Source organism: Streptomyces sp. NPDC059718 (genome assembly GCF_042733315.1).
Classification (GTDB): Bacteria; Actinomycetota; Actinomycetes; order Streptomycetales; family Streptomycetaceae; genus Actinacidiphila.
The window spans coordinates 13,283-29,761 of record NZ_JBHWGA010000058.1 but is presented as its reverse complement, the minus strand read 5'-3'; the positions used below and the strand labels follow the sequence as shown (position 1 = coordinate 29,761).

Here is a 16,479-nt window from a genome sequence, read left to right as displayed (position 1 = left end):
GGGTCCGCTCCCGGGCAGGGCCTCAGGACTCCGGATCCGGGGCGGGCGCGGGTACGGCGGGGGCGGGTTCCGACGGGCCCTCCGTCGCGAGGAGCACGTCGAGCAGGCGTACCGCGGCCTGTTTGTCCAGCGGGTCGTTGCCGTTGCCGCACTTGGGCGACTGCACGCAGGAGGGGCAGCCGAACTCGCACTCGCAGGAGGCGATCGCCTCGCGCGTGGCGGTGAGCCAGCCGCGGGCGGTGCGGAAGGCCCGCTCCGCGAAGCCGGCGCCACCGGGATGGCCGTCGTACACGAAGACGGTCGGCAGCCCGGTGTCCTGGTGGAGCGGCACGGAGACCCCGCCGATGTCCCAGCGGTCGCAGGTGGCGAAGAGCGGGAGGAGGCCGATGGAGGCGTGCTCGGCGGCGTGGAGGGCGCCGGGCAGCTCCTCGGGGTGGATACGCGCCGCGTCGAGCTGATCGTCGGTGACCGTCCACCACACGGCACGGGTGCGCAGGGTGCGGGGCGGCAGGTCCAGCTTGGTCTCGCCCATCACCTCGTTGGTGATCAGCCGTCGACGGAGGAAGGAGACGACCTGATGGGTGACCTCGACGGAGCCGAAGTGGAGGCGGGCCTCGCCCCACTCCTCCACCAGGTCCTCGTCGAGCACGGAGATCGCCGTGGTGTCGCGGGCCATCGTCGAGTACGGCGGGTCGGCCTGCTCCACCAGCGCGACGGAGTCCTCCAGGTCCAGGTGCCGGACGAGATAGGTGCGGCCCTGGTGCAGGTGGACCGCGCCCTCGTGGACGGTGGTGTGCGCGGCGCCCGCGTCGACGGTGCCGAGCAGGCGCCCGGTCCCGGCCTCGACGACCTGGACGGGCTTGCCGCCCTCGCCGCGGATGTCGGTGAGGTCGGCGGCCCGCTCACGCCGCGTCCAGTACCAGCCGCCGGTGCGGCGCCGCAGCAGTCCGCGGCGCTCCAGCTGGGGCAGCAGCGCGGCGGTCTCGGGCCCGAAGAGCGCCAGGTCCTCCTCGCCCAGCGGCAGCTCGGCCGCGGCGGCGCACAGGTGCGGGGCGAGGACGTACGGGTTGTCCGGGTCCAGCACGGTCGACTCGACCGGGCGGCGGAAGAGCGCGTCCGGGTGGTGCACGAGGTAGGTGTCCAGCGGGTCGTCGCGGGCGATCAGCACCGCCAGCGCCCCCTGGCCCGAGCGTCCCGCACGGCCCGCCTGCTGCCACAGGGAGGCCCTCGTGCCCGGGTACCCGGCCAGGAGCACGGCGTCGAGCCCGGAGACGTCCACACCCAGCTCCAGGGCCGTCGTGGAGGCCAGTCCGAGGAGCCGCCCGGTGTGCAGGTCCCGTTCGATGGCCCTGCGCTCCTGAGGCAGGTAGCCGCCCCGGTAGGCGGCGACCCGCCGGGTCAGCCGGCGGTCGATCTCGGCGAGGCGTTCCTGGGCGATGACGGCGATCAGCTCGGCGGCCCGCCGGGAGCGCACGAAGGCGACCGTGCGGGTGCCGTCGAGCACCAGGTCCGTCAGCAGGTCGGCGGCCTCGGCGGTGGCCGTGCGGCGCACCGGGGCGCCGTGCTCCCCGCTGAGCTCGGTGAGCGGGGGCTCCCACAGGGCGAAGGCGACCTCGCCGCGCGGCGAGGCGTCCTCGGTGACCTCGGCGACGGGCACGCCCGTCAGCCGGGTGGCCGTGGCGCCGGGGTCGGCGGCGGTCGCGGAGGCGAGGAGGAAGACGGGATCCGCCCCGTAGCGGGCGCAGACACGCCGAAGCCTGCGTATGACCTGGGCGACGTGCGAGCCGAAGACGCCCCGGTAGGTGTGGCACTCGTCGATCACGACGTAGCGCAGCTGCCGGAGGAAGGAGGACCACCGGGAATGACCCGGGAGGACACCCAGATGGAGCATGTCGGGGTTGGTGAGCACATAGGTCGCGTACTGGCGGACCCACTCGCGCTCCTCGAAGGGCGTGTCGCCGTCGTAGACGGCGGCGCGCACCGCCTTGCCCAGCGGGGCGGAGAGTTCGGCCACGGCACGCCGCTGGTCGGCCGCCAGGGCCTTGGTGGGCGCCAGGTAGAGCGCGGTGGCGCCCCGGCCGTTCGGCGCCTCGGAGCCCTCCACGAGGGCGCTGAGGACCGGCACGAGGTACGCCAGGGACTTGCCGGAGGCCGTTCCCGTGGCGACCACCGCGGAGGTGCCGGCGAGGGCGTGGGCGGCCACCTGTGCCTGGTGCTCCCACGGCCGCTCGATGCCGGACGCGCGGACCGCGTCGATCACCTCCGGGCGGATCTGATCAGGCCAATCGGCATGGCGACCCGCCCGTGGGGGCAAGTGCTCCGTATGGGTGATGCGCGCGGCCCTGCCCGCCCCCGCGGCAAGCCGCTCCAGGAGGGCGACGGGGGAGGTGCGGCCGTGCGCCGACTGCGGAAGATGATCCTGAGCCATCGGCACTCAGTGTGTCACTGGCATGACGGACAATCGCCGTAAGGCGTCGTGCATGCCCGCTGGTAAGTGATTGAATGCCATCGCGGCTGCCGATCCATGGGGGGCGACCGCTCGATGCAAGGTGCTGGAGGATCCGTGGACCTGTCCCTGTCGACTCGAACCGTCGGCGACCGTACGGTCGTCGAGGTCGGCGGCGAGATTGATGTGTACACCGCACCCAAGCTGCGCGAGCAGCTGGTGGAACTCGTGAACGACGGTAGCTACCACCTGGTCGTGGACATGGAAGGCGTGGACTTCCTGGACTCGACGGGGCTGGGCGTGCTGGTCGGCGGGCTCAAGCGGGTTCGCGCGCATGAAGGCTCGCTGCGCCTGGTGTGCAACCAGGAGCGCATTCTCAAGATTTTCCGTATCATCGGCCTGACCAAGGTGTTCCCCATCCACACCTCGGTCGACGAGGCCGTCGCGGCGACCGACTGACGTTCGGCGCCGGACCGAGGGGCTCCGGGCGACGCCGACGCCCGGGCCCCTGTGTTGCCCGCCCACAGGCACGAGGGGGAGGCCATGCCCACCGTAGAACTGCTCTTCAGCGCACTGCCGGAGCACGTCCGCACCGCACGACTGGTGGCGGCTGCGGTAGCCCGCAGGGCAGGGGTGGACGAGGCCGTCCTCGACGAGGTCCGGCTCGCCGTCGGTGAGGCGTGCAGCCGGGCCGTCGGGCTGTACCGCAGCAGTGGTGCGGACCGTCCGGTGCGGGTGGTGCTGACCGAGGAGGAGAAGAAGTTCTCCATCGAGGTCGGCGACAAGTCCCCCGAGGCGGACGAACGCCCCGCCGACGCCGCCAGTGTGCCCTCGGCGCGTGGTGACAGCCCCGCCGAGCACTCCGAGCCGCTTCCCGACGGCTCACCCTCCTCGTCCGACTCCTCCGAGGCGGAGGACGAGGGCCAGATGGGTCTGGCCGTCATCAGCGGCCTCGTCGACGACGTCGAGGTCTTCTCGGGAGAGTACGGCGATGTCATCCGGATGAGCTGGCCGCTGAACCCGGCCGCGCTCTCCTAGCCGCCCAGCCCCCCTTCACGCACTCCTGCCGAGCTGCCTGCGCGCTTCTGCCGCAGGTCAGCTCGGCGTGCGCGGATTCACCCGGTGGTTGATCCACTTACACGGTGACTGTTCACCTTTTCCGGTGATATCTGCGGGCGATCTCCTTTGCTATATCCCCGGCCGCGGCGAATTTCGCTTCCTGCGCCCTGTTTTGATCTAGTTCGGCTCCCTACAATCCGTCCATCTTTGCTCAGCTCACAAGCCTGAGCGTCGTGGCTGCTAAGTCGCCGGAGCCGCGCGCCCACGTGCCAAACGTCAAGGAGGACGAATGGCGGGGCCACTTACCCCTCACCTGCAGGACATCGCCCAACCGCTTGCCGCATCACCCGTACTGACCGACGGCAACCGCAATCTCGTGCTCGTCATCGTCGTGGTGGCACTGGCCGCCCTGGTGCTCGCCGTGGTGCTGGTACGTCAAGTGCTCAGTGCGGACGAGGGCACCGACAGCATGAAGAAGATCGCGGCTGCCGTGCAGGAAGGCGCAAACGCCTACCTCGCACGGCAGTTCCGCACTCTGGGAGTTTTCGCGGTCGTCGCGTTCTTCCTGCTCATGCTGCTGCCCGCGGACACCACGGCGCAGCGCATCGGCCGAAGCGTGTTCTTCCTGGTGGGCGCCGGCTTCTCGGCGGTCACCGGCTACATCGGCATGTGGCTGGCGGTGCGCAGCAACGTCCGCGTGGCCGCAGCCGCACGAGCCGCGACCCCGGCGCCGGGTGAGCCCTCGGCGGACCTGACGACCGTCTCGCACCGCGCGATGAAGATCGCCTTCCGCACCGGCGGCGTGGTCGGCATGTGCACCGTGGGCCTGGGGCTGCTGGGCGCCTCCGTCGTCGTGCTGGTCTACAAGGCCGACGCGCCCAAGGTGCTGGAGGGCTTCGGCTTCGGCGCCGCGCTGCTCGCGATGTTCATGCGTGTCGGCGGCGGCATCTTCACCAAGGCCGCGGACGTCGGCGCCGACCTGGTCGGCAAGGTCGAGCAGGGCATCCCGGAGGACGACCCGCGCAACGCCGCCACCATCGCGGACAACGTCGGCGACAACGTCGGCGACTGCGCCGGCATGGCGGCCGACCTGTTCGAGTCGTACGCCGTCACCCTGGTGGCCGCGCTCATCCTCGGCAAGGTCGCCTTCGGCGACTCCGGCCTGGCCTTCCCGCTGCTGATCCCGGCGATCGGCGTGCTCACCGCCATGGTCGGCATCTTCGCGGTGGCCCCCCGCCGCAAGGACCGCAGCGGCATGACCGCCATCAACCGCGGCTTCTTCATCTCCGCGGTGATCTCGCTGGCGATGGTGGCCGTCGCGGCGTTCGCGTACCTGCCCTCGACGTACGCGGGGCTGGCCAACGTGCCCGGCGACATCGCCTCGCACGGTGGTGACCCGCGCATCCTCGCACTGGTCGCGGTCGCCATCGGCATCGTGCTGGCGGCGCTCATCCAGCAGCTCACCGGCTACTTCACCGAGACCACCCGGCGCCCGGTGCGGGACATCGGCAAGACGTCGCTGACCGGGCCCGCCACCGTCGTCCTGTCCGGCATCTCCGTCGGCCTGGAGTCCGCGGTGTACTCGGCCGTCCTCATCGGCCTCTCGGTGTACGGCGCCTTCCTGCTGGGCGGTGCCTCGATCTGGCTCGCCCTGTTCGCGGTGGCGCTGGCCGGCACCGGTCTGCTCACCACCGTCGGCGTGATCGTGGCCATGGACACCTTCGGCCCGGTCTCCGACAACGCCCAGGGCATCGCCGAGATGTCCGGCGACGTCCACGGCGAGGGTGCCCAGGTGCTCACCGACCTCGACGCGGTCGGCAACACCACCAAGGCGATCACCAAGGGCATCGCCATCGCGACCGCCGTGCTCGCGGCGACCGCGCTGTTCGGGTCCTTCAAGGAGGCCGTCGACACCGCGGTGCGGGAGGCGAACATCTCCGCCGCCGACCTCAGGTGGCTGGACCTGGACATCTCCCAGCCGAACAACCTGTTCGGCCTGCTGCTCGGCGCGGCCGTCGTCTTCCTCTTCTCCGGACTGGCCATCAACGCCGTGTCCCGGTCGGCGGGTGCGGTGGTCTTCGAGGTGCGCCGGCAGTTCCGCGAGCACCCCGGGATCATGGACTACACCGAGAAGCCCGAGTACGGGCGCGTCGTGGACATCTGCACCAAGGACGCGCTGCGCGAGCTGGCCACCCCCGGTCTGCTCGCCGTACTCGCCCCCATCGCCGTCGGCTTCTCCCTCGGCATCGGAGCGCTGGGCTCGTACCTCGCCGGAGCCATCGGCGCGGGCACGCTCATGGCGGTCTTCCTCGCCAACTCCGGTGGTGCCTGGGACAACGCCAAGAAGCTCGTCGAGGACGGCCACCACGGCGGCAAGGGCAGCGAGGCCCACGCCGCGACCGTCATCGGCGACACCGTGGGCGACCCGTTCAAGGACACCGCGGGCCCGGCCATCAACCCGCTGCTGAAGGTCATGAACCTGGTGGCGCTGCTGGTCGCCCCGGCGGTGGTCCAGTTCTCCTACGGCGACGACGCCAACCTCGGCGTGCGGATCGGCGTCGCCGCGGTGTCCCTGGTGGTCATCGTGGGTGCCGTCTACATCTCCAAGCGTCGCGGCATCGCGGTCGGGGACGACGAGGGCGCCGACGCCGGCCACGACGACGCCGAGACCACGAAGCGATCAGCCGACCCGAACGCGACGGCCACGGTCTGACGTAGTGTGAGCTCATCTTGATACGGCGGCGGGCGTCATCCTCCGGGGTGGCGCCCGCCGCCTGCGTGCACGTCAGATGCATCACCCTCTTCTTGGTTCATAAGGGGCAATAGTGGGCGCATCGAGTGGAAGCGATGTGGCCCGCGGACAGGAGCCGTGTAGGTTCCGGGGCCGTGAACACCAAACTCGCGGCTGCGCTGTCCGTCACGGCTGTGATCCTCGCGACGGGGTCGCTGTCGGGATGCGGCGACGGCGGTAACGAAAAGCTCGACGCCTGGGCGAAGACGGTCTGCGACCAGGCCTCCGCCCAGGTCAAGAAGATCAACGACGCGAACACCCACATCAGCAACACCCCGAGCAACGCCAAGCCGCAGGAAGTCCGGAGTGCCGACTCCACGGCGTTCGGGCAGATCTCGGAGGCCTACAAGGCGCTCGCCGGGATCGTCGGCAAGGCCGGCGACCCGCCGGTCGACGACGGCACGAAGCTCAAGCAGGACGCGGTCAACGACCTCAACTCGCTGTCCACCGCCTACGCGAACCTGCGCAAGCAGGTCGACGCGCTGCCCGTCTCCGACCAGGCGAAGTTCGCCGACGGGCTGAAGAGCGTCTCCGACAACCTGGCCAAGGTGAGCAAGAGCGGCGAGCAGGCGCTCGACACGCTGCGCCAGGGCGAGGTCGGCCAGGCCATGGCGAAGCAGCCCGGCTGCCAGGACTCCGGCGCGAAGCCCTCGAAGTCCTGACCGTCCGAGGGCGGGTGGGGCCCGCCGGGCGCCCCGTCACGGGTGACAATGGCAGCGTGAGTACGCAGCCGCCCCCGCAGCCCCTGCCCGCCCCCGACCGCGCCGACCGCCTCCGCGACGCGCTGCGCGCCGCGGCCTTCACGGCCGACGGCTGCCTCGATCTGCTCGGGGCGACCGCCTACGCCGCGCTCTCGCGGGCGGAGACCGTACCCGCCCTGCGCGCCACCCGCGGCGGCAGCCCGCTGGAGAGCCTGGTGCGGCTCTTCCTGCTGCAGCAGCCGGTCCCGTACGCCCGGCTGCGCGACGTGCTGCCCCTCGACGCGGCCCTCGAGGACGGCTGGCTCGTCCGGGACGGCGACGAGGTGCGCGCCACGGTGGACGTCCGCCCCTACGGGGGCGACGGCGGCGAGGACTGGTACATCGTCTCCGACCTCGGCTGCGCGGTGGGCGGCGCCAACGGCATCCGCACGACGCCCGGCGTGGACCGCGCGGACCTGGTGCTCGGCGTCGGCGGTGCGTCGACCACGCTCGCCGGGATCACCGTCCGCACGCCCGTGGCCCGGGCGCTGGACCTCGGCACCGGCTCCGGCATCCAGGCGCTGCACGCCTCCCGGCACGCCACCCGGGTCACCGCGACCGACCTCAACCCCCGCGCCCTGCACTTCACGCGGCTCACCCTCGCCCTGTCGGGCGCGCCCGATCCGGACGTCCGGCAGGGCAGCCTCTTCGAGCCGGTCGGCGACGAGCGCTACGACCTGATCGTGTCCAACCCGCCGTTCGTCATCTCCCCGGGCAGCCGCTTCACCTACCGCGACGGCGGCATGGCCGGCGACGACCTGTGCCGGACCGTCGTCCGGCAGGCCGCCGACCACCTCACCGAGGGCGGGCACCTCCAATTGCTCGCCAACTGGGAGCACACCGAGGGCGAGGACTGGCGGGACCGCGTCTCCGCCTGGGTGCCCGCCGGCTGCGACGCGTGGATCGTGCAGCGCGAGGTGCAGGACATCACGCAGTACGCGGAGCTGTGGCTGCGCGACGGCGGTGACCACCTGGCGGGGCCCGAGGCGTACGCCGCCCGCTACGACGCGTGGCTGGACGCCTTCGAACAGCGCAAGACCAAGGCGGTGGGCTTCGGCTGGATCACCGTGCGCAGGACCGGCTCGGACCGTCCCGTCGTCACCGCCGAGGAGTGGCCGCATCCCGTCGAGCAGCCGCTCGGGCCGCACATCGCGGCCTGGTTCGGCCGCCAGGACTTCCTGCGCGCCCACGACGACGCGGCGCTGCTCGACGAGCGCTTCAGGCTGGCGGACGAGGTGGTGCAGGAGCAGGTGGGACTGCCCGGCGCCGAGGACCCGGAGCACGTCGTCCTGCGGGCGAACCGCGGCATGCGGCGCGCGACGAGGGTGGACACGGTCGGTGCGGGCTTCGCGGGCGTCTGCGACGGGACGCTGACGGCCGGTCGGATCCTGGACGCCATCGCCCAGTTGCTGGGCGAGGACCCGGTGGTGCTGCGGGACCGTACGCCGGAGGCGATCCGGCTGCTGGTGGAGCAGGGCTTCATCGAGCCGGTGTGAGCCCGAACGCGGCGGCCCGCCTCCGCAGCGGAGAGCGGAGGCGGGCCGTCGGGGTGCGTCGCGGGGATCAGCCCTGCAGGACGCGGCCCTTGGAGTCCGTGCGGTCCTTGCTGGTGAAGAAGAGGATCGCGTCGATCAGGGACCAGAAGCCGAGGCCGCCGCAGGTCAGGAGCTGGGCGATGGCCATGCCGGTGTGGCCGGTGTAGAAGCGCCCGATGCCCAGGCCGCCCAGGAAGAGCTGCAGAAGACCAGCGGTGATCTTCGACTTGTCGGACAGCGGACGGCCGGCCGCGTCGTAGCCGTGCGGGGCGTCAGTGGTGGGCGTGGCCATGAAGGTCGCTCCTTGCGCAAATGGGGACGAACAGGCAGGAGCGCACGTTTCCTCAGGATCCGGCCCCCCGCCTCGGATGGCCACATACTTGCATCAGAAAATTGACATCCGTCCCGATGATGAACAGCCGTCACGGAACCGTGATCACCGCGTTGTCAAACCGCGTTGCGTACGACGGCCCAGGCCACGGCGATCCCCAGGACCGCCAGCTGCGCACGGCGTCCGAGCGTGGGGCGGTAGGAACGGCCGCGCAGCCCCTCCGTCACCCACCGCGCGTACAGATAGAGGGGAAAGGGGCTCGCCAGGAGCAGCAGCGCGTTGTCGTGGAAGGCGGCCGACAGGTCGCCGTGCATCAGGTCGTAGACCATGCGGGTCGCGCCGCAGGCGGGACAGAGCAGCCCCGTCAGGAAGTTGAAGGGGCATCGGGGCAGCCAGTGCCCCTCCTGGTGCGGGTCGGTGCCCCACAGGTAGGCGGCGCCCGCCGCGCCCGCGACGAGCGACGCCACGGGGGCCGTGGCCGGTCGTCCGGCCACGGCCCTGAGGCGGTTCCAGGTCAGGGAGGTCATCGTCCTCAGCTGCGCAGGATCCGGCCCTGGGAGTCGGTGCGGTCGTTGCTCGTCAGGAAGAGGATGCCGTCGATCAGCGCCCAGATGCCGAAGCCGCCGCAGGTGAGGAGCTGCGCGACGCCGATGCCGATGTCGCCCACGTAGAAGCGCCCGATGCCCAGGCCGCCCACCAGCAGCTGCAGCACGCCGGCCACGACCTTGGACTTGTCCGACAGCGGGCGGCCGTACATGTCGTAGCCGTACGGGGCGTTGGGGTCGCCAGTGTAGGCGCCCTGCGGGTATCCCTGCTGGGGGTAACCCTGCTGCGGGTAGCCGTAGCCGGGCTGCTGGCCGTAGCCGCCGGGGCCGGCCGGGGGCTGCTGCGGGTAGCCGTAACCGTCCGGCTCGGGCTGGCCGTACGGGTTGTTCGGGTCGGACATCGTGGGACTCCCCCTGAGAGAACGTTCGGTGTATCCGGACATCTTGTCAGGTGAGTCAAGGCGGCCAGGGGCGCGAGGAGTGCGGCCAGGGGGAGGGGGGACGGCGAGCGGGGAGGGGCCGCGGCCGGGCCCGGTGGAACCGGGCGGGAGCGAAAGGATCCGGCCACGCCCTTTCGGGCGGAGTTCACCGTGGGTTCTTCCGGTCGTCGCCCCGGCGTGCCACTCTCCGTGGCTGCGGGGGCGTCGGTCGTGGAGCACGAGAGGGACCTGGGGGGCATGTACATGGAAACCGCGCCAGGGATCTTCGCCGGGACGGTGTTCGCGGTATTCGGGGCAGCCCTCCTGGCCTGGACCGTCACCCGGTCGCTGCGGCACCTGCCGGTGGTCCAGGGAGGGGGCCCGGCGTCCGCCGCCGTGGCAGGTTTCTTCGGGGTTGTTTCGCTTCTTGTCGGCGTCTGGCTGTTCCCGATCCTCTGAGCTGGGCAAATCGGACATGGACGGCAGTCCGTGCGGCAGACAGGACGCTTGTCGGGTTACCGTTCGAGTGGCGTTGCGGACTTTTCCCGTTTGACACGGGACCGGGATGTACGGTCACACTCCGCAGCGAGACCACCTTCGACCCGGAGAGAAGAGCGAAGTTGTCCCCGACCCGCGAGACCGCACAGGGCAGCGGCCGCCGACTCGTGATCGTCGAGTCGCCTGCCAAGGCGAAGACGATCAAGGGCTACCTCGGCCCCGGCTATGTCGTCGAGGCCAGCGTCGGGCACATCCGCGACCTCCCGAACGGGGCCGCCGAAGTGCCGGCGGAGTACAAGGGCCAGCCGTGGGCGCGGCTCGGCGTCAACGTCGACAGCGAGTTCCAGCCGATCTACGTCGTCAACGCGGACAAGAAGGCCCAGGTCAAGAAGCTGAAGGACCTGCTCAAGGAGTCCGACGAGCTCCTGCTCGCCACCGATGAGGACCGCGAGGGCGAGGCCATCGCCTGGCACCTGCAGGAGGTCCTCAAGCCCAAGGTCCCGGTCCGCCGGATGGTCTTCCACGAGATCACCAAGGACGCCATCCAGGAAGCCGTCCGCAACCCGCGCGAGCTGAACCAGCCCCTCGTCGACGCCCAGGAGACCCGCCGCATCCTCGACCGCCTCTACGGCTACGAGGTCTCGCCGGTCCTGTGGAAGAAGGTCATGCCGCGCCTGTCGGCCGGCCGTGTCCAGTCCGTCGCCACCCGGCTCGTCGTCCAGCGCGAGCGCGAGCGCATCGCCTTCCGCTCCGCCGAGTACTGGGACCTGTCCGGGACCTTCGCCACCGGCCGGGCCGGTGACGCCACCGACCCGGGCACCTTCGGCGCCAAGCTCAGCGCCGTCGACGGCAAGCGCGTCGCGCAGGGCCGTGACTTCGGCGCGAACGGCCAGCTCAGGGACGGTGCCAACGTCCTCCACCTGGACGAGGCCGCCGCCCGCGCGCTCGCCGCCGCCCTGGAGGGCGCCGCCTTCTCCGTCCGCTCGGTCGAGTCCAAGCCGTACCGCCGCTCGCCGTACGCGCCCTTCCGGACCACGACCCTGCAGCAGGAGGCCAGCCGCAAGCTCGGCTTCGGCGCCAAGGCCACCATGCAGGTCGCCCAGAAGCTGTACGAGAACGGCTTCATCACCTACATGCGTACGGACTCCACCACGCTGTCGGAGACCGCGATCACCGCCGCCCGGGCCCAGGTCACCCAGCTCTACGGCGCCGACTACCTGCCGGACAAGCCCCGCGTCTACGCGGGCAAGGTCAAGAACGCCCAGGAGGCGCACGAGGCGATCCGCCCCTCGGGTGATCGTTTCCGCACCCCGGCCGAGACCGGCCTGACCGGCGACCAGTACCGCCTGTACGAGCTGATCTGGATGCGCACCGTCGCCTCCCAGATGAAGGACGCGGTCGGCCAGTCCGTCACCGTCAAGGTCGGCGGTCGCGCGGCCGACGGCCGGGACGCCGAGTTCTCCGCCTCCGGCAAGATCATCACCTTCCACGGCTTCATGAAGGCCTACGTCGAGGGCGCCGACGATCCCAACGCCGAGCTCGACAGCAGCGAGCGCCGGCTGCCCGCCGTCACCGAGGGCGACGCCCTCACCGCGCGGGACGTCACCGCCGACGGCCACGCCACCAAGCCGCCCGCCCGCTACACCGAGGCCTCGCTGGTCAAGGAACTGGAAGAGCGCGAGATCGGACGTCCGTCGACGTACGCCTCGATCATCGGCACCATCCTCGACCGCGGCTACGTCTTCAAGAAGGGCACGGCCCTGGTGCCGTCCTTCCTCTCCTTCGCCGTCGTCGGCCTGCTGGAGAAGCACTTCGGCCGGCTCGTCGACTACGACTTCACCGCGCGGATGGAGGACGACCTCGACCGCATCGCCCGCGGCGAGGCCCAGGCGGTGCCGTGGCTGCGCCGCTTCTACTTCGGCGAGGGCGACACCCCCGTCGGCGGTGCCGCGGACGCGGGCAACGGCGACGGCGACCACCTCGGCGGCCTGAAGGAACTCGTCGAGGACCTCGGCGCCATCGACGCCCGCGAGGTCTCCTCGTTCCCCGTCGGCAACGGCATCGTGCTGCGCGTCGGCCGCTACGGCCCGTACGTGGAGAAGGCCGCCGAGACCGAGGGCGAGACCGGGCAGCGCGCCGACGTCCCCGACGACATGCCGCCGGACGAGCTGACCGTCGAGCTCGCCGAGGAGCTGCTGGCCAAGCCCAGCGGCGACTTCGAGCTGGGCGCCGACCCGGAGACCGGCCGCCAGATCGTGGCCAAGGACGGCCGCTACGGCCCGTACGTCACCGAGATCCTGCCCGAGGGCACCCCGAAGACCGGCAAGAACGCGGTCAAGCCGCGCACCGCCTCCCTCTTCAAGTCGATGTCCCTCGACACGGTGACGCTGGGGGACGCGCTCAAGCTGATGTCGCTGCCGCGCGTCGTCGGCGCCGACGCCGAGGGCGTCGAGATCACCGCGCAGAACGGCCGCTACGGCCCGTACCTGAAGAAGGGCACCGACTCGCGCTCCCTGGAGACCGAGGACCAGCTCTTCACGATCACCCTCGACCAGGCCCTGGCGATCTACGCCCAGCCGAAGGTGCGCGGCCGCGCCGCGGCCAAGCCCCCGCTGAAGGAACTGGGCACCGACCCGGTCAGCGAGCGCCCCGTCGTCGTCAAGGACGGCCGCTTCGGTCCGTACGTCACCGACGGCGAGACCAACGCCACACTGCGCCGTGACGACGACGTCGAGACGATCACGCCCGAGCGCGGCTACGAGCTGCTCGCCGAGAAGCGGGCCAAGGCCCCCGCCAAGAAGACGGCGAAGAAGACGGCGGCCAAGAAGGCCCCGGCCAAGAAGGCGACCGCGACCAAGACGGCGGCGAAGAAGACGGCCGCCAAGACCACCGCGGCGAAGAAGACCGCGGCGGCCAAGACGACCGCCAAGAAGACCGTCGCCAAGGCCACGACCACGGCGAAGAAGGCCACTTCCTCGGCCGCCGAGCCCGCCGAGTAGTCCCCGCGGGGGCCGCACGGCAGGTGCGGTCCCGGCAGGCGCCCTCCGGGACGGCACCGTGTCCCGATAGGCTGGCGGAATGACGCGATCCGAGCAGCCAACGGACACGTTCGCCGACGAACTCGAGGCCGACTCGCGGCAACGCGCCGTGGGTGCCCTGCTGAAGATCCCTCCCCTGCGCAAACTGTGGGGCGCTCAGCTGACCGGCACCGTCGGCGACCGGCTCGCCCTGCTGGTCCTGGTCGTCCTGACGGCGCAGGCCGCCGTCGGCGCCCAGGCCTTCGGCGGCGGATACCGCGGCGCGGCCTTCGCGGTCGCGGCCGTCTTCGCGGCGCGCGTCCTCGCCGCCCTGCTCTTCGGGGCCGTACTGCTCGGCCCGCTGGGCTCCCTCACCGGGCCCGGCGGCGTGCTGGACCGCCGGTGGACGATGATCGGCTCCGACGTCGTACGCCTCGCGCTGCTGATCGTCGCCCCGCTGTGGATCGACTGGGTGCCGGCCGACGCCGTCGCCTGGCTGCTGGTCACCGTCTTCGTCACCGGGGTGGCCGAGCGGCTGTGGACCGTCGCCAAGGACGGCGCCGCCCCCGGGCTGCTGCCCCCGCCCGCGCCGGGCGCAGGAACGGTACGTCCGCTGCCCGACCGCCTCGACGCGCTGCGCCGCCTCGACCAGCGCACCGGCTTCGTCGCCTTCCCGATCGCCGCCGCGGGCCTCGTCGTCGTGACGCTCGTCGGCAACCTGATCGGCCTCGGCGTCGACTGGTTCGGCCTGCACCAGGCCGCCCTCGCCTCCTACGTCGCCGCCGGGCTGTTCGCCGCCTCCGGCGCCGTCCTCTACCTGCTGGAGCTGCCGGGCGACCAGGCGACCCCGCTCCGCTCCCCGCTGCAGGGGCTGCGCAGCAACGACCGCGGGCGCACTGGCGCCGTACCGCTGCTCGTGCTCGGTACCACCACCGTCGCCGGCGCCATCGCCGCCGCCGTGGCGCTCGCCGTGCTGCACGCCGCCGACCTCGGCGGGGGCCCGGTCGGCTACGGGCTCCTGGTGCTGGCGCTCACCGCGGGCCCCGTGCTCGGCATCCGGATTGCCCCGCACACCTTCCCGGGACTGTCCCGGCGCCGCCTGCTCGCCATCGCCATCGCCGTCACCGGTCTGGCCCTGCTGCTGACCGGCATCGTGCCCGACCCGACGACGGTGCTGCTGCTGGCGCTGCTCGCCGGCACCGCGGCCGGGATCACCGCCAACACCGGGCACGTCCTCATCGACCAGGAGACCGAGGAGTCCCGCAGGGCCCGCGCCACCGACCACCTGCACGCGGTCACGCACCTGCTCATGGCGGTCGGCGCCGTCGGCGCCCCCCTGCTGGCCGGAGGCATCGGCCCGCACCGCGTCGTCAACGGGCACTTCACCTTCGACCACGGCGGCGCCGCCTACGCCCTCATGCTGATCGGCGCCCTGCTGCTGCCCGTCGCCGCGCTCGTCCTCGGCAAGACCGACGACCGCCAGGGCGTGCCCCTGCGCCGCGACCTGCGCGAGGCGCTGCGCGGCGGCGACCCCGAGCAGGCGCCCGCCCCCACCGGCTTCTTCATCGCCGTTGAGGGCGGCGACGGGGCCGGCAAGTCCACCCAGGTCGAGGCCCTCGCCGAGTGGATCCGCGGCAAGGGCCACGAGGTCGTCGTCACCCGCGAACCGGGCGCCACGGCGGTCGGCAAGCGGCTCCGCTCGATCCTGCTCGACGTCTCCAGCGGCGGGCTCTCCCACCGCGCCGAGGCCCTGCTGTACGCCGCCGACCGCGCCGAGCACGTCGACACCGTCGTACGCCCCGCGCTGGAGCGCGGCGCGGTCGTCATCTCCGACCGCTACATCGACTCCTCCGTCGCCTACCAGGGCGCCGGGCGCGACCTCGCGCCGACCGAGATCGCCCGCATCTCGCGCTGGGCGACGGACGGTCTCGTCCCGCACCTGACCGTCCTGCTCGACGTCACCCCCGAGGCCGCCCGCGAGCGCTTCACCGAGGCGCCCGACCGGCTCGAGTCCGAGCCCGCGGAGTTCCACGACCGCGTGCGCTCCGGCTTCCTCACGCTCGCTGCGGCCGACCCCGCGCGCTACCTGGTCGTCGACGCGGCCCAGGAGCCGGAGGCCGTCACGACGGTGATACGGCACCGTCTCGACGAGATCCTCCCCCTGTCGGAGAAGGAGGTCGAGGCCCGCGAGGAGGCCCGCCGCCAGGCCGAGGAGGACGCCCGCAGGCGTGCCGAGGAGGAGGCGGCCCGCAAGGCGGAGGAGGAGCGGCTCGAACGCGAGCGACAGGCCCAGCTGGAGAAGCTCCGCGCGGAGGAGGAGGAACGCCGCCGCCTCGCCGAGGAGGCCGCCCGCCTCGCGGCCGAGGAGGCCGCCGCGGAGGAGGCCCGGCGCCGTGCCGAGGAGACCCGCAGGCAGGCCGAGGAGGAGCGCGCCCGCCGCGAGGCCGAGGAGCGGGTCCGCCGCGAGGAACAGGAACGGCTGCGCCGCCAGGCCGAGGAGGAGGCCCGTCTCCGCGCCGAGGCCGAGGAACGCCGCCTGGAGCGCCAGCGCAAGGCCGAGGAAGCCCTGATGCGGGCCGAGCAGGCCCGCGTCGAGGCGGAGGACACGACGAGGACCGTGGAGACCCCGCGGCCGCCGGCCCCCTCGACCGGGGCGGCCGGGGACGCGGAGACCGCCGTGCTGCGCGCGGTGCCCGTCGACGACGCGACGGCGGTCCTGCCGCCGGTCAAGCCGGCCTTCCCGGACTTCACGAAGACCGCCGAGACGCCGCGGCCGCCGCGGCCCGCGGCGCCCACCGACGCGGAGGAGACGGCCGTTCTGCCCGCGGTCACCCCCGGCGCGGCGGACGACACGGCCGTCCTGCCGCCCGTCCCCTCCGCCGACCGTGTGCCGCCCGGCATCTTCCGTCCCGAGGCGCCGGCCACGGCGCCGCGTGACCCGGAGAACGAGCGCACGCGCGAGATGCCGTCCGTCCCCGCGGAGGGGCGCCGCCCCCGCCCCCGCCCCTCGTGGGCCGAGGAGACCCCCCTCGACGACCTCCCCTCCCTCGCGGACGAGCTCCTCGGCCCGCGCGACGAGGACGACGACCGGGACTAGC

Annotated in this window: 12 protein-coding genes; 8 read left to right on the top strand and 4 right to left on the bottom strand. The window is 72.3% G+C overall.

Annotation, left to right across the window (positions count from 1 at the left end):
• Positions 1 to 22 precede the first annotated feature (22 nt).
• Positions 23 to 2,428 (bottom strand): DEAD/DEAH box helicase, encoded by a 2,406-nt coding sequence (locus tag ACFV3E_RS40085; RefSeq protein WP_500540485.1) that lies wholly within the window; start codon positions 2,426 to 2,428, stop codon positions 23 to 25.
• Positions 2,429 to 2,563: 135 nt separating this feature from the next.
• Between ACFV3E_RS40085 and bldG the strand changes: the two genes are divergently transcribed.
• From bldG to ACFV3E_RS40060, 5 genes are all read left to right on the top strand, one after another.
• Positions 2,564 to 2,905, top strand: a complete 342-nt coding sequence (bldG, locus tag ACFV3E_RS40080) for an anti-sigma factor antagonist BldG (protein ID WP_500540483.1) — start codon at positions 2,564 to 2,566, stop codon at positions 2,903 to 2,905.
• Positions 2,906 to 2,989: 84 nt separating this feature from the next.
• Positions 2,990 to 3,484 (top strand): ATP-binding protein, encoded by a 495-nt coding sequence (locus tag ACFV3E_RS40075; RefSeq protein ID WP_500540481.1) that lies wholly within the window; start codon positions 2,990 to 2,992, stop codon positions 3,482 to 3,484.
• 310 nt (positions 3,485 to 3,794) lie between these two features.
• The gene (locus ACFV3E_RS40070; RefSeq protein WP_500540479.1) at positions 3,795 to 6,218 is read left to right on the top strand and encodes a sodium-translocating pyrophosphatase; all 2,424 of its coding nucleotides are present in this window, start codon (positions 3,795 to 3,797) and stop codon (positions 6,216 to 6,218) included.
• Between the two features lie 173 nt (positions 6,219 to 6,391).
• On the top strand, positions 6,392 to 6,958 hold the full coding sequence (locus ACFV3E_RS40065) for a small secreted protein (protein ID WP_500540477.1): 567 nt from the start codon (positions 6,392 to 6,394) through the stop codon (positions 6,956 to 6,958).
• 56 nt (positions 6,959 to 7,014) lie between these two features.
• Positions 7,015 to 8,532 carry a DUF7059 domain-containing protein gene (locus tag ACFV3E_RS40060; protein ID WP_500540475.1) on the top strand — a complete coding sequence of 506 codons (1,518 nt, stop codon included), beginning with the start codon at positions 7,015 to 7,017 and terminating at the stop codon, positions 8,530 to 8,532.
• A 67-nt stretch (positions 8,533 to 8,599) separates the two neighbouring features.
• Here ACFV3E_RS40060 and ACFV3E_RS40055 read toward each other — a convergent pair whose 3' ends face one another.
• The 3 genes from ACFV3E_RS40055 to ACFV3E_RS40045 all read right to left on the bottom strand — a co-directional run bounded on the left by ACFV3E_RS40055 (position 8,600) and on the right by ACFV3E_RS40045 (position 9,848).
• On the bottom strand, positions 8,600 to 8,863 hold the full coding sequence (locus tag ACFV3E_RS40055) for a TM2 domain-containing protein (protein WP_500507505.1): 264 nt from the start codon (positions 8,861 to 8,863) through the stop codon (positions 8,600 to 8,602).
• 155 nt (positions 8,864 to 9,018) lie between these two features.
• On the bottom strand, positions 9,019 to 9,429 hold the full coding sequence (locus tag ACFV3E_RS40050) for a DUF2752 domain-containing protein (protein WP_500367687.1): 411 nt from the start codon (positions 9,427 to 9,429) through the stop codon (positions 9,019 to 9,021).
• A 5-nt stretch (positions 9,430 to 9,434) separates the two neighbouring features.
• The gene (locus tag ACFV3E_RS40045) at positions 9,435 to 9,848 is read right to left on the bottom strand and encodes a TM2 domain-containing protein (protein ID WP_500367685.1); all 414 of its coding nucleotides are present in this window, start codon (positions 9,846 to 9,848) and stop codon (positions 9,435 to 9,437) included.
• A gap of 276 nt (positions 9,849 to 10,124) precedes the next feature.
• Here ACFV3E_RS40045 and ACFV3E_RS40040 point away from each other — a divergent pair, with 276 nt between their 5' ends.
• The 3 genes from ACFV3E_RS40040 (at position 10,125) to tmk (ending at position 16,478) form a co-directional block, all read left to right on the top strand.
• The gene (locus tag ACFV3E_RS40040) at positions 10,125 to 10,325 is read left to right on the top strand and encodes a hypothetical protein (RefSeq protein ID WP_500540473.1); all 201 of its coding nucleotides are present in this window, start codon (positions 10,125 to 10,127) and stop codon (positions 10,323 to 10,325) included.
• A 161-nt stretch (positions 10,326 to 10,486) separates the two neighbouring features.
• On the top strand, positions 10,487 to 13,363 hold the full coding sequence (gene topA, locus ACFV3E_RS40035) for a type I DNA topoisomerase (protein WP_500540471.1): 2,877 nt from the start codon (positions 10,487 to 10,489) through the stop codon (positions 13,361 to 13,363).
• 79 nt (positions 13,364 to 13,442) lie between these two features.
• On the top strand, positions 13,443 to 16,478 hold the full coding sequence (tmk, locus tag ACFV3E_RS40030) for a dTMP kinase (protein ID WP_500540469.1): 3,036 nt from the start codon (positions 13,443 to 13,445) through the stop codon (positions 16,476 to 16,478).
• The last annotated feature ends 1 nt before the right edge of the window (position 16,479 follow it).

Excerpts from the sequence above, each read along its gene's own strand:
- ACFV3E_RS40070 (WP_500540479.1), top strand. The coding sequence starts at position 3,795 with ATGGCGGGGCCACTTACCCCTCACCTGCAGGACATCGCCCAACCGCTT.
- tmk (WP_500540469.1), top strand. The coding sequence starts at position 13,443 with ATGACGCGATCCGAGCAGCCAACGGACACGTTCGCCGACGAACTCGAG.
- ACFV3E_RS40045 (WP_500367685.1), bottom strand. The coding sequence starts at position 9,848 with ATGTCCGACCCGAACAACCCGTACGGCCAGCCCGAGCCGGACGGTTAC.
- ACFV3E_RS40050 (WP_500367687.1), bottom strand. The coding sequence starts at position 9,429 with ATGACCTCCCTGACCTGGAACCGCCTCAGGGCCGTGGCCGGACGACCG.
- ACFV3E_RS40075 (WP_500540481.1), top strand. The coding sequence starts at position 2,990 with ATGCCCACCGTAGAACTGCTCTTCAGCGCACTGCCGGAGCACGTCCGC.
- ACFV3E_RS40040 (WP_500540473.1), top strand. The coding sequence starts at position 10,125 with ATGTACATGGAAACCGCGCCAGGGATCTTCGCCGGGACGGTGTTCGCG.
- ACFV3E_RS40055 (WP_500507505.1), bottom strand. The coding sequence starts at position 8,863 with ATGGCCACGCCCACCACTGACGCCCCGCACGGCTACGACGCGGCCGGC.
- ACFV3E_RS40085 (WP_500540485.1), bottom strand. The coding sequence starts at position 2,428 with ATGGCTCAGGATCATCTTCCGCAGTCGGCGCACGGCCGCACCTCCCCC.